The sequence below is a fragment of the Streptomyces sp. NPDC059917 genome, assembly GCF_042730635.1.
Lineage (GTDB): Bacteria > Actinomycetota > Actinomycetes > Streptomycetales > Streptomycetaceae > Streptomyces.
On record NZ_JBHWLC010000100.1, the window covers coordinates 12758 to 27112 of the forward strand.

A 14355-nucleotide genomic window follows, 5' to 3' on the forward strand; every position below is an offset into this window, starting at 1 on the left:
GCGCGGCGGTCAGACGCCGACCGGGACCCGGACGTCGGCGGCGGTGTCCGCGGCGGTGGCGGCCGTGGCCAGCGCGCAGCGGGCGAGCGTGTCGCCGTAGCGCTCCGGGCGGTCGGCGTCGGCCAGCGCGCCCAGGTGGCCGTCGGGGCGGACGACCAGGCAGGTGCCCTCGGTGGCCAGGTAGGCGGCGCGCAGCACGTTGTCGCGGTCGCGCAGTACGGTCACGCCCGCGGGCATGTCGTCGGCGGGGCCGGCGGCCGGTACGGCCAGTTCGCCCTCGCGCAGGACCACGATCAGGTCGGCGTCCAGGCCGCGGGTGTCGGCGAGCGCGCGCTCGGCGAAGGCGCGGGCGGTCTCCCGGTCCGGGGCGAAGTACAGGCCGGTGAAGCCGGCGCCGTACAGCTCGCGCAGGCGGGCGGCGCCGGGCGCGGAGATCCGGGCGTCCGGGGCGAAGGAGCCCAGGAGCGGGTGGCGCAGCGCGGACTCGACGACGGGGGAGTCGACGTAGGTGTGCGGCTCGGCCATCTTGCCGCTGTTGACCTTGTCGCGGGCGCCCTGGAAGGGCCGGGAGAGGGTCAGCAGCACCTTGCGGACGGTGCGGCGCAGCAGGTTCGGCGGCACCATGAACTTGATGGTCGCCTCGGTGACCGCCAGGTTCTCCTTCGCGGCGGCGTAGCGCTCGTCGTGGTAGGTGTCGAGCAGGGCGTCGTCGGCCTGGCCGCGCATCACGAGGGCGAGCTTCCAGGCGAGGTTGTCGGCGTCCTGGATGCCGCTGTTCATGCCGCGGGAGCCGTACGGCGGCAGGGAGTGGGCGGAGTCGCCCGCGAAGAAGATCCGGCCGATCCGGAAGTTCTCCACCACGCGCTGGTGGAAGCGGTAGGTGGACAGCCAGTCGATCTCGTAGTCCACGTCGCCGATCACCGCGCGCACCCGCTGGTCGAAGCGGCCGTCGGCGCGCTCGGCCTCGATGTCGGTGTTCGGGGCGAGCTGCCAGTCGATGCGCCAGATGTCGTTGGGCTGCGGGTGCATGACCAGCTGGCGGCCCGGGTTGAAGGGCGGGTCGTAGTGGAAGTGGCGCTCCTTGGCGAGCGGCAGCTTCACCTTCAGGTCGGTGATCAGGAAGCGGTCCTGGTGGCTGTAGCCGGTCCAGGCGACGCCGGTGAGCGCCCGCATGGGGCTGCGCACGCCGTCGCAGGCGACGAGGTAGCGGCAGGTGTGGGTGCGCGGGCCGTCGGGGGTGTCGGCGGTGACGGTGACCCCGTCGGCGTCCTGCACGGCGTCGGTGATCTCGTGCGCCCAACGGACCTCGGCGAGGGGCTCGGACTCGATCTTCTCCAGCAGCAGCTGCTCGATGCGGAACTGCGAGATGTTGACGAAGGGGCCGTAGCCGATCCGGCGGGTGTACTCGGCGGCGCGGATCTCCTTGCCGCGCACGTAGGTGCGGGCGGTGGTCCAGGTGACGCCCTCGGCGCCGATGGTCTCGGCGCACCCGAACTTGTCGAGCACCTCCAGCACGTCGCCCTGGATCAGGCAGGCCTTGGAGCCCTGCTTGCGCAGCTCGGGGTCGCGCTCGAAGAGCACGGAGGGGATGCCGAAGGAGGCCAGCCGGGCGGCGAGGGCCATGCCGACGGGGCCGGCGCCGACGATGCCCACGGGGATCTGGTCGCTGTTCATGCTGCTGCTTCGCCTTCGTTCGGGTGGCCGGTGGGGAGAGCGGTGGGCAGGCCGGTGGGGCGGTCCGCCGAGAGGTTGCCGGGGGTGTCCCGGGCATCGGTGTCCGGCTCCTCCGCGACGCTGCGGAAGACCGGGATCTTGCGCACGGAGCTGAGGTACGGGGTGCCCTCGGTGGCGCCGGTGCCCGAGCGGGTGCCGAGCATCCGCACGGCGATCCGGTAGTGGGTCTGGCGCCAGCGGCGCAGCGCCCCGGCGAAGCCGAGCATCGAGGCGGTCAGCACCTCGCGGTCGGCGGCCGTGGAGCGCGGGTCCCCCAGGGCGGCGGCGCAGGCCTCGTCGAGGGTCTGCTGCCCGGCCAGGATCCGCTCGCGCACCTCGGGGGTGGAGCGGTAGGCGGGGGAGTCGAGCCGGTCCTGGTCCGGGACCCGGCACAGCGACTCGACCAGCTTGTAGTTGCGGGACTGGATCGCGCTGGCGCCCTCGGTGAAGTCGCGGAACACCCGGAACGACTCGACCTGCATCGTCGCCAGCAGCGAGAAGAGCGGGGCCGATTCGGCGAGCGCGCTCTCGGCGACCGCCAGGTGGGCCGCGGCCTCCTCGGTGCGGGCGCCGTCGAGGTGGCCGATGGCCGTACGGATGCTCAGCGCCAGCAGCGCGAAGGTCGTCTCGAAGGTCTGGAGCACCCGGATGAACATGTGCTCGTCGTGCGACACGTAGACCGGCAGCATGCTGAGCCGCAGCACCTGGCGCTCGTGCCCGTCCAGCAGTTCGCCCTCGGCCAGCGCCCACAGCTGGGCGGCCTGCCCGGCCGGGTCGGCGGCGGTGAGCCGGTCCCCGAGGCCGAGCCGCTCCAGGGCGGGCCGGGCCACGCGGACCGCGAGCCGGTGGCGCTTGTCCACCATCCGGGCGTCGGGCCGCATCTCGGGCAGCCACGCGGTGCGCCCCTCGACGGCGGCCAGCTCGAACCGCAGCAGGTCGGCCAGGAGTTGGACGGTCAGCCGGTCCCGGGTCACCCGGGCCGCGGCGGCGGCCTCGGGGCCGTCGTCGGCGGTGGGCAGGCCCAGCACGCCGAGCGAGGTGTAGGTGGGGTAGTCGTAGCGCCCGTCCCACTTGTCGAGCGCGGTGTCCAGGAACCGGTCCAGGAGCAGGCGCTGCGCGGCGTCGGCGACGCCGGTCGCGTCCGTGCCCGAGGGTGCCTGCTGGGCGAGCCGTTCGCGGGCCAGGGCCAGGGACTTCAGGGTCCCGTCGGACACGAAGTGCTTGCCGACGAGGTGGAACTCCTGGAGCACGGCGGGGTAGGGGAACCGGCTGGGTACGGGATCGACCAGCCAGTCGGTCAGCTCTTTCACTCTGGGGGTCTCACCTTCGGGAGCGGGACGGGGACGGGAAGGGCGGGTCCGGTGAGTGCGCGGAAGGCGCGCACCGCCTGGCACAGGGCCTCCACGTCGGCCGCGGAGTTGTAGTAGTGGAAGGACAGGCGCACGACGGGGCCGCGCGGGCTGACCGCGATGCCCCGCGTCGCCAGCCATCCGGACAGGGAGGGCGGGTCGACGTCGTACAGCGCGAGGTGGGCGCCCTGCGCTTCGGGCGTCCGGGCCCGGCGGACCCGCTCGCCCTGGGCGGTCAGGGTCCGTGCGGCGAGCTCGACCAGGGCGCCGACGTGGCGTCGTACGTCGGCCCAGTCGACGCCGTCGAACAGGCCGAAGGCGGCGTTGGCGGCGTAGACCGCGGGCACGGCCGGGGTGCCGGTCTCGAAGCGGCGGGCGACGGCCGGGAAGTCGAGCCGCTGCGGGTCGAAGGCCATCGGCTCGACCCGCCCGAACCAGCCCGTGAGCCGCGGCTCCCGGTCGGTGGTCAGACCGGCGCGGGCGTAGAGGAAGGCCAGGCCGGGCAGGCCGGCGAGGTACTTCATCGTCCCCGCGACCAGGTAGTCGCAGCCGATCTCGGTGACGTCCACCGGCATCACGCCCACGGCCTGGTAGGCGTCGACGAAGGTCAGCGCCCCGGCCTCGCGGCCGGCCCCGACGATCTCCGCCACCGGGGGCCGCTCGGCGTACTGGTAGGTGGACATCGGCACCGAGACCAGAGCGGTGCCGGGGCCGAGGACGGCCGTGTAGTCGGCCGTGGTGACCCGCCCGCCCTCCCGGTCCCCGGTGAAGCGGACCCGGGCGCCGCGCGGTCGCTGGGCGAGCCAGACGTGCGCGATGGAGGGGAACTCCTCGACCGTGGTGACGATCTCGGTCCGGGGCGTCTCCAGGGACAGGGTGGAGACCACCTGGTAGGCGCCGACGGAGGCGTTGGGCAGGATCGCGATCTGGTCCGGGCTCGCGCCGATCAGGGCGGCGATGTTCTCCCGGGCCTCGTGCACCTCCCCTTCGAACCGGTCCCAGGGCGCCCCGCGCGCGCCGATGGCCTCCTGCATGCGCTCCAGGGAGGCGTCCACCGCGTCGGACCGGGCGCCGAGGCTGCAACTGGCCAGGTGGACCGTCCGCTCCAGCATCGGGAAGGCCCGCCGGAAGGCGGCGGCCGTGGTGCCGGTGGTGCCAGTAGTGCCGGTGGTGCGGGTGGTGTCTACGACACCGGCGGTGCCCGTGGTGCCGGGGCTCACGCCGGGCCCATCGGGCAGGCCGACGGCGCGGCGCCCTCCAGGTACTCGGCGTACTCGGGGGCCGGCTCGTCCTCGCCCATCGGACCGCTCAGCGTCAGCTCGGTGCGCAGCTCCCACAGCTGCGGGAAGAACTTGTGCCCGATCAGCTTGGCCAGGAACTCCACCGGCGCGCCCTTGGTGCCGACCACGGAGTGGCCGATGACCCGGGTGGCCATCTTGTAGTGCTGGGTGCGCCACAGCGAGATGCGCTCGTCCCAGTCGATGAGCGCCTCGCAGAGCCGGTACTCCGGGGTGTCCTGGCCGCTGCGGTAGACCTCGACGAGGTCGGTGCCGCGGGCCTCGGTCAGCCGCCGGAACGCCTTCTCCAGGTCCTGGCTGACCAGCCGGGCGGCCTTCCAGCCGGGGGATTCGAAGCCCGAACCGTGCCCGAGGACGGTACGGATGATCTGGAAGTCCCAGGGGGCCAGCTGCCGCATCATCTCCAGCTGGTCGGCGGTCATCCGCGCGCTCAGCGAGGCGCGGCCGAGCAGTCGGGCGGCGGTGTCGAGCTGCCCCGCGTCGATCTGCCGGGTGGCCTCCTCGACCTCGTGGCAGGCGAGCTTGAGCCACAGTTCGGTCGACTGGTGGACGACCTGGAAGAGCATCTCGTCCCGGTGGACCATGTCCTCGGGGCGGCGCTGGAGCGACAGCAGCGTGTCGGTCCGCATGTAGCGCGTGTAGTCGTTGTCCCCTTCTCCGTCGAGTACGGGAACCGAATAGTCCTTGGCCACGGTGCTCCTGTCAGGCGGTGGTGGTGGACAGGGCGAGCGGCTCGGCGCGCACCCGGAAGTCCTTGGCGGTGGCGGTGATGGCGGCCTCGGCCTCGGCGCCGGTCGCGGCGCGGAAGCGGAACCTGCCGCCGACGTGCTCGTAGTAGGCGTCCGCGTCGGGCAGCACCTCGCCCGGGTGCAGCACGACCTCGGCGTACGGTCCGAGGGCGCGGCCGGTCATGGAGGTCGACTCCGTGATGCGGCACGGCCGTTCGGCCGGGGCGGGCACGAGCATCCAGCCGGCCACCTCGTCGGCGGCGTGCGGAGCGGCGGCCGCCGCCGGGACGGGCGGCAGCGGCAGGTCCAGCTGGAGCTGCCAGGCGGCGTGCATCAGGTCGTAGCCGTGCACCTCGCGCCAGAGGAAGGCGATCTCGGCGCCGCCGACCCGTGCGCCGCATTCCAGGAAGCGGCAGTGGGGGCGGCCGTCCGCGTCCCGGTCGATGAAGACTTCGAGGTGGAAGACGGTGGCCCGGCCGGGGGAGAGCGCGCCGAGGAAGGCGGTGGCCGCCCGCTCCACGGCCGCGTTGACCTCGGGATCGTCGATCTCGACGGAGCCGAGGTGGTTCCCGTCGCGGAAGCCCAGGCAGGTGTTGAGGTAGCGCGAGGCCCGCCAGGCGAGCAGCCGTTCGCCGTCGAAGACCCCGTCCACGTGCGAGATCGGGGCGTCGACGAAGGCCTGCACCAGCATCGGCTCGCTGTCCAGGTCGAGCCCGGCGACCTGTTCGGGGCCGTCCACCCGCACCACGCCGGAGCTGGAGCTGCCGGTGCGCGGCTTGACGATGACGGGCCAGCCGGTGTCGTCGCCGAAGACGCGGACGGCGGCCGCGTCGGCGGCGGCGGCGAAGTCCGGTACGTCCAGGCCCGCGTCGGCGACCGCGCGGCACATCACGTACTTGTCGCGGAAGACGATCTGCGAGGCCTGGCGCGGGCCGGGTACGTCCCACTCCTCGCGCAGCGCGGCCCCGACGAGCAGGTCGTCCTCCTTGAGGGCGACGATCGCGGCGGGCGCACCGTGCCGGGCGGCCAGGGCGCGCACCTCGGCGCGGACCCGCTCCAGGTCGTCGGTCGCGGGGACCAGGACGACCTCGTGGGCCTCGGCGGGCACGGAACCGGTGCCGACCTCGGTGCTCACGTAACTCACGCGGTGCGCGGCGTGGTCGATGTAGCGGGTGAATTCCGCGTACCGCTCGCGCCAGCGGTTGATGACGACGACGTGCGGCCGGTGTGCGGCGGGTGCGCGGGTGACGTCCGCGTCCGCTTCGGCGTTGGTTCCCGTGCTCATGTCCGGGTCTCCTCGTCTTCCGGGTGGGTGAATACGCAGGTGCCGCGGGTGCCGGGGTTCGCGTAGGTGATGACCGAGCCGTCCCGCGGCTGGAGGGCGCGGACGAAGGCGCCGCCGTACCCCCGCGGGGTGACGAAGATCCCCCAGTTCGCGACCCATTCGCCGACTTGGCCGGTGTCCGGGTCGAGGGCGGGCTCCAGCGCCGGTACGACCAGCTCCTGCGCCACGTAGTCGCGCAGGGCGGTCGCCTCCAGGGCCGCCGCCCACGCCGCGTCGTCGACGTCCCGGCCGATGACCACGCCGTCGGCGCTGTAGCCGATGCCGGGCTTGAGCACGAGCGAGGCGCGGTGCGTACGGGCGTGCTCCAGGGCGTCTTCGCACCCCTCGGCCCCCAGCACCCAGGTCCGCGGCAGCACCCGGTCGACCAGCTCCAGCTCGGCCCCGGTCAGCTCGGCGCGCACGGCCGGGCGGTGCAGCAGGCCGAGGGCGGCCTTGCTGGTGAACAGGGCCCCTTCGAGCGGGGTGAACAGGGCGGTACGCCCCTGCGCGTGGGCCCGGTTGACCAGGCGGAGCGCGGCCCGGGCGGCCGGGTCGCCGGCGATCTGGCCCGCGGCGAAGAAGCGCAGGATCACGTCGAGCGGGCGGCCGTGCAGGTGCAGCCTGCCGTCCGGCCCCTCGGTGAGCTCCTGGACCTCCCCGAGCCGGAGGTCGATGCCGTGGCCGCGCAGGTCCTCCTGGATGGAGAGGAAGACCCCGTCGTGCTCGCCGAGCGCGCCGGGCGCCTCCAGCAGGGCCACGGCCGGTGCGCCGGTGAGCGGGTCGGCTCCGGTCCGGGCGGCCGCCGCGGCGTACAGCTCGGTGACCAGCTCCGCCATGGTGTCGGTGTGGCCCAGCCGGTGCCGCTCGGCGAAGGCGCGGAAGGCCGGGACGTCGAGGAAGGCGCGGTTGAGCTGGGCGCTGTCGATGCCGCCCAGTTCGCTGCCGACGTTCAGCTCCAGCAGGCGGAAGCCGGTGCCGTCGTGGAAGGCGTCGGCGCGGGCGTAGAGCAGCGGGTCGCCGCCTGCGCCCTCGCGCATCACCTCGACGAGTTCGGGCGGCAGGCCGATGGCCGCGCCGTAGCGGTCGAGGTCGCCGTCGTAGCAGCGCTCCGGCAGCGAGACGAGGATGCGGAAGAGGGCGGCGAGGTCGTCGGCGAAGGCACCGATCTCGCGCTCGGAGACGAAGACGGGCCGGGGCAGCAGGACGTGCCCGTAGGTCTTGGCGTAGGCGGCGGGGACGGCGGCGCGAGCGGTGAGCGTGCGCAGCTCGCCGTCCGGGCGCCGGGTCTCCTCGACGTAGCGGCCGGTGACGGAACCCTCCATGGGCGGTCTCCATTTCTGCCGGATCGGGGCATGCCGGATCACGGCACGAAGGGGAAGCCGCCGAATGCGCGGCGGCGCGGAATGCGGGAAGAGACGGAAATGCGGAAATCGACGGAATGCGCGAAGAGGAGGGCGATTCCGGAGCGGGCCCGATGGCGGCGGCCCGGGGGAGTGCGGGAAGCGGTGTGATCCGCGGTGACGTGCCTTCACTGTGGCAGCGGCGCCCCCGGCGGGACCCGCGTCCCGGGCTGCGCGTTTACGGCTGTCGTGAATGCGCCAGGGAGCCTGCGGCAGCCAGAAGCGGACAGAACAGGGCGAAGGAGCGGCTCGGACCGTCCGGGGCGGCCGGATCCGGTTGCGCGGGGCCCCGCTCGGCTGCTTACCTACGGATCACTGCAGGGGCCCACGCCCCTCCGGACGATCCGCGGTGACCACCGGAACGTCCACCAGGGAGAAACCGCATGCCCCGCCTGCAGATCGTCATCGCTAGCACCCGCCCCGGCCGCGTCGGCCCCGCCGTCGCCACCTGGGCCGCGGCCGAGGCCGGCCGCCACGGCGGCTTCGAGATCGAGACCGTCGACCTCGCCGAGGCCGCCCTGCCCTTCTTCGACGAGCCCGGGCACCCGTCCGAGGGCGCGTACGTCCACCAGCACACCAAGGACTGGAGCGCCACGGTCTCCCGCGGCGACGCCTACCTCTTCGTGATGCCCATGTACAACGGCGCCTTCACCGCGCCGCTGAAGAACGCCATCGACTTCCTGTACCAGGAGTGGCAGGACAAGCCCGTCGCCCTCCTCAGCTACACCGCGGGCCCCTCGGGCGGCGTGCCGGCCGTCGAGATGCTGCGCCCGATCCTCACCCGGATCGGCTTCCGCGCCGCGGAGCGCAGCCTGTCCGTCCCCGGTGTCGGCGAGCTGACCGACCCGGCCGACCCGTCCGTCTTCCACGCCCCGGCCGACCTCGCGGGCGACCTGAAGGGCGTGCTCGACGAGCTGACCGAGCTCCTCGCGCCGCTCGACGCGTCCGACGCGGCCCAGGTCTGAGGGGCGCGGCCATGACCTCGCACTCCCCGCCCCCGCCCGGGCCCGTAGCCGTTCCCGAGTCCGTAGCCGCCTGCCCGCCCGCCTCCGCCGCCCCGCGGCTGATCGTGGTCGGCAGCGGCGGGCGCCCGTACCGCGCGTACTCCTTCGCGTCCCTGCACGCCCGCTACACCCTCTCCGCGGTGCTCTCCGCGGAGCCGGACTGGCAGCGCGAGTACCTCGATTCCCACGCCGTCACCGACCTGTCCGATCCGGTCGCGATCGCCGATGCCGTACTCGCCCTCGCGGGCCCCGACATCGCCTCCGCGGCCGTGCTGACCTGGGACGAGACGGCGGTCGAGGCGACCGCCGCGGCCGCCGCCAAGCTCGGGCTGCCGCACCTGTCCGCCGAGGCCGCCGGCCGCTGCCGCGACAAGTACGCGACCCGCACGCTGCTCGCCGACGCGGGCCTCGCCGCGGTGCGCCACCGGCTCGTCACCACGGCGGACGAAGCGGCCCTGGCGGCCGCCGAGTTCGGCTATCCCGTGGTCCTCAAGCCGCGCGCCCTCGCCGGCAGCATCGGCGTCACCCGCGCCGACGACGAGGGCCAGGTGCGGGCGGCCTTCGCCCTCGCCGACGGCGCCGCCTTCGCCACGCTGCCCACCGGCCACGGCATCCTCGTCGAGGAGTACCTCGACGGCCCCGAGATCAGCATCGACAGCGCCGTCCACGACGGCGAGGTCCACGTCGTCCACATCGCGAAGAAGCGCCTCGGCTTCGACCCGTACTTCGAGGAGGTCGGCCACCTGGTCGCCACCGCGGACGGCGAGCCCTGGGCCGACGAGGTCCGCGAGCTGGTCACCGGCGTGCACCGGGTGCTCGGCGTCACCACCGGCGTCACGCACGCCGAGGTCCGCCTCACCTCCCGGGGCCCGCGCCTGATCGAGCTGAACGCCCGCCTCGGCGGGGACCTGATCCCCTTCATCAGCGCCCTGGCCAGCGGGATCGACCTGGTCGCCGTCGCCGCCGAGCTGGCCTTCGGCCGACTTCCCGACCTGACCCCGACGCGCGGGAACACCGCCGAGGTCCGCTTCGTGTACGCGGCCACCGACGGCCTCGCCCGCCCGCTGGACCTCACCGCCGCGGCCGCCGTGCCCGGCATCGCGCACACCGCGGTGCTCGCCGGGCCCGGCGACACCCTGCTCCTGCCGCCCCGCCAGGCCATCCCGCGGCTCGCCGCGCTGGTCGCCGTCGGATCGGACGCGCGGGACTGCGCCCGGATCCTCGACCTGGCCGAGGCCGCCGTGGACCGCGCGGTGGATCCGATCCCCGGATCGGGGGCCGACGCGTGAGCGCCCCCGTCGACCTCGGCGTCGACCTGCGGGCGGGGGTGCTGCCCGACGCCGGGGCCGCGCTGGACCTCGCCGCCCGGCACGCCTTCGTACCGCTGTACATCGAGCTGCTCTCCGACACCCTCACCCCGGTGACGGCCTTCGCCCGCCTCTGCGGACCCGACGAGACGGGCCTGCTGCTGGAGAGCGTCATCGGGACCGACACGAGCGTCGCCGTCGCGCGGTACTCCTACATCGCCCACCGCACCCGCCCGCTGCCGCTCGGCGACGGGGACCCGCTCCTCGCGCTCCAGCCGCTGGCCGACCGCGACGTCGCCCGGCTGCCCGGACTCCCGCCCTTCCACGGCGGGGCCGTGGGCTACCTCGGCTACGAGAGCGCCCGCCACTTCGAGCGGCTGCCCAGCGCGCCCGGACCCGGTCCGGACATGCCCGAATCGGTGTTCCTCCAGGCCGACGACCTGGTCGTCTTCGACCACGCCACCCGCCGGGTGCTGATCACGACCCTGTACGACACGGCCGCCGAGACCTACGAGGACGCCGTCGCCCGGCTCTGCGCGACCCACGAGCGGCTCTACGGCGACCGGCTCACGGGCACGGCGGCCGCCACGGCCGCGGCGAACCGACCGCTGGCCCGCACCCGCAACGCCGACCAGCAGGACCGTTCCGCCTGGCGCGCCCACACCACCGAGGAGCGCTTCCTCGACATGGTCGAAACCGCCCGCGAACACATCCGCGCCGGCGACATCTTCCAGGTCGTGCTCTCCCAGCGGTTCAGCAAGCCGCTGACCGCCGCCCCCCTCGACGTCTACCGGCACCTGCGCGCCGTCAACCCGTCGCCGTACATGTTCCACCTCTGCCTCGGCGGCGGCCGGCACGTCATCGGGGCCTCGCCCGAACTCCTGGTCAAGGTCGAGGACGGCCGGGCGCAGACCCGCCCGCTCGCCGGGACCCGCTGGCGCGGCACCGACGCCGCCGCCGACGCGGCCCTGGAGGCGGAGCTGCTCGCCGACGAGAAGGAGTGCGCCGAGCACGTCATGCTCGTCGACCTCGGCCGCAACGACATCGGCCGGATCGCCGCCCCCGGCACCGTCCGGGTCGACCGGCTCATGGAGGTCGAGCGCTACTCGCACGTCATGCACCTGTCGTCCACGGTCAGCGGCGACCTCGCCGCGGGCCGTACGCCGCTCGACGCGCTGCGCTCCACCTTCCCCGCGGGCACCGTCTCCGGCGCTCCGAAGATCCGCGCCATGGAGATCATCGCCGAGCTGGAGCAGGAGCGGCGCGGGGTCTACGGCGGCGCGCTCGGCTTCATCGGCACCGGCGGCGACCTGGACACGGCCATCGCGCTGCGCACCCTGGTCATCGCCGACGGGCAGGCGTGGGTCCAGGCCGGAGCCGGGGTGGTCGCCGACTCCGACCCGGCCGCCGAGTACCGCGAGACCCTCAACAAGGCGCAGGCGCTCTTCGCCGCGGTGGAACGGGCGGAGGCCGGCGCATGAGCACCCCCGCGGCCGTCCCGGCCCCGCGCATCGCGGTCGTCGACAACTACGACTCCTTCACCTACAACCTCGTCCAGTACCTGGCCGAGGCGGGCGCGGAGCCCCTCGTCCACCGCAACGACGGCGTCACCGTCGCGGAACTGGCCGCCCACGACGCCGTCCTGATCTCGCCCGGCCCCGGCAGCCCCGGGCAGGCGGGCATCAGCCTCGCCGCCGTCCGCGCGCTCAGCGGCCGGCTCCCGCTGCTCGGCGTCTGCCTGGGCCACCAGGCGATCGCCGAGGCCTTCGGCGCCGACGTGGTCCGGGTGGGCCCCGTACACGGCAAGACCGACCGGGTGCGGCACGACGGCACGGGCGTCCTGAGCGGCCTGCCCGACCCGTTCACCGCGACCCGCTACCACTCCCTGGCCGTGGACCCCGCGAGCCTGCCGCCCGAGCTGGTCGCCCACGCATGGGCCCAGGACGGCACCGTCATGGGCCTGCGCCACCGCGCGCACCCGACGTACGGCGTGCAGTTCCACCCGGAGTCGGTGCTCACCGAGCAGGGCCACCGGATCATCGCCAACTTCGTCGACTCGGTCCGCCTCCCGGCACCGGTCCCGGTCCCGGCCCCGCTCGAAGGAGCCGCCCGGTGAAGAACGCCCTGCGCACCCTGGCGGCGGGCCGCCGCCTCAGCCGCGACGAGGCGGGCCGCGCCATGGCCGCCGTGCTGGCCGGGGAAGCCACCCCCGGCCAGATCGCCGGATTCGCCATGGCCCTGTCGGCCCGCGGCGCCGACGTCGAGGAGATCGTCGGCCTCGTCGCCACCGCCCGCTCCTTCGGGACCCGGCTGCCCGGCGACGGCCGGGTCCTGGACACCTGCGGCACCGGTGGCGACGGCCACGACACCTTCAACATCTCCACCACCGCCGCGATCGTCGCGGCGGCCTGCGGGGTCCCGGTCGCCAAGCACGGCAACCGCAGCGCCTCCTCGGCCTGCGGCAGCGCCGACGTCCTGGAAGCCCTGGGCGTACGGATCGACGCGGGCCCGGCGGAGGCGGCCGCCTGCCTGGCCGAGGTGGGCATCACCTTCCTCTTCGCGCCCGTCTTCCAGCCCGCCTTCCGGCACGCGTCCGGGCCCCGCCGCGAGCTGGGCGTCCGTACCGTCTTCAACGTGCTGGGCCCGCTCTGCAACCCGGCCGGCGCCCGCTACCAGACCCTCGGCGTCTCCGACCCGGCCCTGCTGGAGGTCATGACCGAGGTCCTGCACCGGCTCGGCACCGAGCGCGCGCTGGTCTTCTGCGCGCAGGACGGCCTGGACGAGCTGAGCACCTGCTCCCCGTCCCGGGTCGTCGAACTCGCCGACGGCCGCACCACCTCCTACCGGCTCGACCCCGCCGAGCTGGGTCTCGCCCCCGCCACCCTGGCGGACCTGCGCGGCGGCGACGCCGCCGCGAACGCCCGGACCGTACGCCGCGTCCTGGGCGGCGCGACCGGCCCGCACCGGGAGATCGTGCTGCTCAACACGGCCGCCGCGCTGCGGGCCGCCGGACGCTGCGAGGACTGGCACACGGGGATCGCGCGCGCCGCCGAAGCCATCGACAGCGGCCGCGCCGCCGCCGTGCTCGACGCCTGGACGGCCGTGGGAGCGACCCGCAGACCGGTCCCGGCCGCCGCGTGACGCGCACCCCGTGACGCGCAGCCGCGTGACGCGCATCCTGTGACGCGACGCCCATGACACGACGCCCCATGACACGACGAGGAGTCGTACGTTGACCCGCACCACCACCCCGGAGCCCGGGGCCCCGGAGCCCGCGGCCCCGCCCGGCAGCAGCCTGCTGGCCGACCTGATCGACATGGCGCACCGCCAGACCGAGGCCCGCCGCGCCGAGGTCCCGCTCGCCGAGATCGAGCGCCGGGCCGCAGCCGCTCCCCCCGTACGGGACTTCGGCGCGGCCCTGCGCGCCCCCGGACTCGGCGTCATCGCCGAACTCAAGCCCCGCAGCCCCCTCAAGGGCCCGCTCACCGACGACTACCGGCCCGCCGAGCTGGCCCGCGCCTACGAGGTGGGCGGCGCCTGCGCGCTCTCCGTCCTCGCGCACACCGAGGGCTTCGGCGGCCGTCCCGAGGACCTGGCGACCGTACGGGAGGCCGTCGGCCTGCCCGTCATGCGCAAGGACTTCATCGTCGACGAGTACCAGATCGCGGAGGGCCGGGCCTTCGGCGCGGACGCGGTCCTGCTCGTGGTCGCGGCGCTGACCGGCGAGCGGCTGGCCCGGCTGTACGCGTACGCGACCGGCCTCGGCCTGCACGTCCTGGTGGAGGTGCACAGCGAGGCGGAGGCGCGGACCGCGCTCGCCCTCGGCGCCGTGAACATCGGGGTCAACCACCGCGACCTGCGCGACTTCCGCATGGACCTCGGGCTCACCGGCCGACTGCGCCCGCAGGTCCCGGCCGACCGGGTGCTGATCGCCGAGAGCGGCGTGCGCGGCCCGGCGGACGCCCGTCGGCTGCGCGCGGACGGCGCGGACGCGGTCCTGGTCGGCGAGACGCTGATGCGCGCGCCCGACCCGGCGGCGCTGGTGGCGCAACTGAAGAACGCAGAGAACACCCCCGAGGAGAACCGGTCATGACCAGCACCACTTCCTTCTTCCCGGACGCGGGGGGAGCGGTCCCGAACGCCGAGGGCTATTTCGGTGATTTCGGTGGCAAGTTCATTCCGGAGGCGTTGGTCGCCGCGGTGGATGAGGTTGCGGCCGAGTACGAGAAGGC

The 14355-nt window shown here is 74.4% G+C and carries 12 protein-coding genes and 1 pseudogene; 7 read left to right on the plus strand and 6 right to left on the minus strand.

Annotated elements, in window-relative coordinates:
* Positions 1 to 9: 9 nt before the first annotated feature.
* The 6 genes from ACFWAR_RS35030 to ACFWAR_RS35055 are packed head-to-tail and all read right to left on the minus strand — an operon-like array spanning position 10 to position 7734.
* Entirely contained in the window at positions 10 to 1674 is a 1665-nt protein-coding gene (locus ACFWAR_RS35030) for an FAD-dependent monooxygenase (RefSeq protein ID WP_385786349.1), read from the minus strand.
* Complete coding sequence (locus tag ACFWAR_RS35035; RefSeq protein WP_385786352.1) at positions 1671 to 3023, minus strand: tryptophan 2,3-dioxygenase; 1353 nt, start codon at positions 3021 to 3023, stop codon at positions 1671 to 1673. Before ACFWAR_RS35035 ends, ACFWAR_RS35030 begins: the two co-directional genes overlap by 4 nt.
* Complete coding sequence (locus tag ACFWAR_RS35040; RefSeq protein ID WP_385786355.1) at positions 3020 to 4282, minus strand: aminotransferase class V-fold PLP-dependent enzyme; 1263 nt, start codon at positions 4280 to 4282, stop codon at positions 3020 to 3022. Before ACFWAR_RS35040 ends, ACFWAR_RS35035 begins: the two co-directional genes overlap by 4 nt.
* Positions 4279 to 5052: a tryptophan 2,3-dioxygenase family protein gene (locus tag ACFWAR_RS35045; RefSeq protein WP_385786358.1), complete on the minus strand. Its 774-nt coding sequence runs from the start codon at positions 5050 to 5052 to the stop codon at positions 4279 to 4281. Before ACFWAR_RS35045 ends, ACFWAR_RS35040 begins: the two co-directional genes overlap by 4 nt.
* A gap of 10 nt (positions 5053 to 5062) precedes the next feature.
* Complete coding sequence (locus ACFWAR_RS35050; RefSeq protein WP_385786361.1) at positions 5063 to 6373, minus strand: acetyl-CoA carboxylase biotin carboxylase subunit family protein; 1311 nt, start codon at positions 6371 to 6373, stop codon at positions 5063 to 5065.
* Positions 6370 to 7734 carry a hypothetical protein gene (locus tag ACFWAR_RS35055; RefSeq protein ID WP_385786365.1) on the minus strand — a complete coding sequence of 455 codons (1365 nt, stop codon included), beginning with the start codon at positions 7732 to 7734 and terminating at the stop codon, positions 6370 to 6372. The genes ACFWAR_RS35050 and ACFWAR_RS35055 overlap by 4 nt, the downstream gene beginning before the upstream one ends.
* A 461-nt stretch (positions 7735 to 8195) precedes the next feature.
* Here ACFWAR_RS35055 and ACFWAR_RS35060 point away from each other — a divergent pair, with 461 nt between their 5' ends.
* The 7 genes and pseudogenes from ACFWAR_RS35060 to ACFWAR_RS35090 all read left to right on the plus strand — a co-directional run.
* Positions 8196 to 8777, plus strand: coding sequence for an NADPH-dependent FMN reductase (locus ACFWAR_RS35060; protein WP_385786368.1), 582 nt, complete (start codon positions 8196 to 8198; stop codon positions 8775 to 8777).
* A gap of 11 nt (positions 8778 to 8788) precedes the next feature.
* Complete coding sequence (locus ACFWAR_RS35065) at positions 8789 to 10105, plus strand: ATP-grasp domain-containing protein (RefSeq protein WP_385786371.1); 1317 nt, start codon at positions 8789 to 8791, stop codon at positions 10103 to 10105.
* On the plus strand, positions 10102 to 11604 hold the full coding sequence (locus tag ACFWAR_RS35070) for an anthranilate synthase component I family protein (protein WP_385786374.1): 1503 nt from the start codon (positions 10102 to 10104) through the stop codon (positions 11602 to 11604). The genes ACFWAR_RS35065 and ACFWAR_RS35070 overlap by 4 nt, the downstream gene beginning before the upstream one ends.
* A complete protein-coding gene (locus tag ACFWAR_RS35075; protein ID WP_385786377.1) occupies positions 11601 to 12239 on the plus strand; it encodes an anthranilate synthase component II in 639 nt (212 codons plus the stop codon). The genes ACFWAR_RS35070 and ACFWAR_RS35075 overlap by 4 nt, the downstream gene beginning before the upstream one ends.
* Positions 12236 to 13264, plus strand: coding sequence for an anthranilate phosphoribosyltransferase (trpD, locus tag ACFWAR_RS35080; RefSeq protein WP_385786380.1), 1029 nt, complete (start codon positions 12236 to 12238; stop codon positions 13262 to 13264). The genes ACFWAR_RS35075 and trpD overlap by 4 nt, the downstream gene beginning before the upstream one ends.
* Positions 13265 to 13355: 91 nt before the next feature.
* Entirely contained in the window at positions 13356 to 14216 is an 861-nt protein-coding gene (gene trpC, locus ACFWAR_RS35085) for an indole-3-glycerol phosphate synthase TrpC (RefSeq protein ID WP_385786383.1), read from the plus strand.
* Positions 14213 to 14355, plus strand: a pseudogene (locus ACFWAR_RS35090) (tryptophan synthase subunit beta); the annotation flags it as partial. The gene trpC and the pseudogene ACFWAR_RS35090, both read left to right, overlap by 4 nt.

What these genes read in the sequence shown, in the direction of transcription:
- ACFWAR_RS35055 (WP_385786365.1), bottom strand. Translation starts at nt 7,734, where the DNA reads ATGGAGGGTTCCGTCACCGGCCGCTACGTCGAGGAGACCCGGCGCCCG.
- ACFWAR_RS35075 (WP_385786377.1), top strand. Translation starts at nt 11,601, where the DNA reads ATGAGCACCCCCGCGGCCGTCCCGGCCCCGCGCATCGCGGTCGTCGAC.
- ACFWAR_RS35065 (WP_385786371.1), top strand. Translation starts at nt 8,789, where the DNA reads ATGACCTCGCACTCCCCGCCCCCGCCCGGGCCCGTAGCCGTTCCCGAG.
- ACFWAR_RS35030 (WP_385786349.1), bottom strand. Translation starts at nt 1,674, where the DNA reads ATGAACAGCGACCAGATCCCCGTGGGCATCGTCGGCGCCGGCCCCGTC.
- ACFWAR_RS35050 (WP_385786361.1), bottom strand. Translation starts at nt 6,373, where the DNA reads ATGAGCACGGGAACCAACGCCGAAGCGGACGCGGACGTCACCCGCGCA.
- ACFWAR_RS35060 (WP_385786368.1), top strand. Translation starts at nt 8,196, where the DNA reads ATGCCCCGCCTGCAGATCGTCATCGCTAGCACCCGCCCCGGCCGCGTC.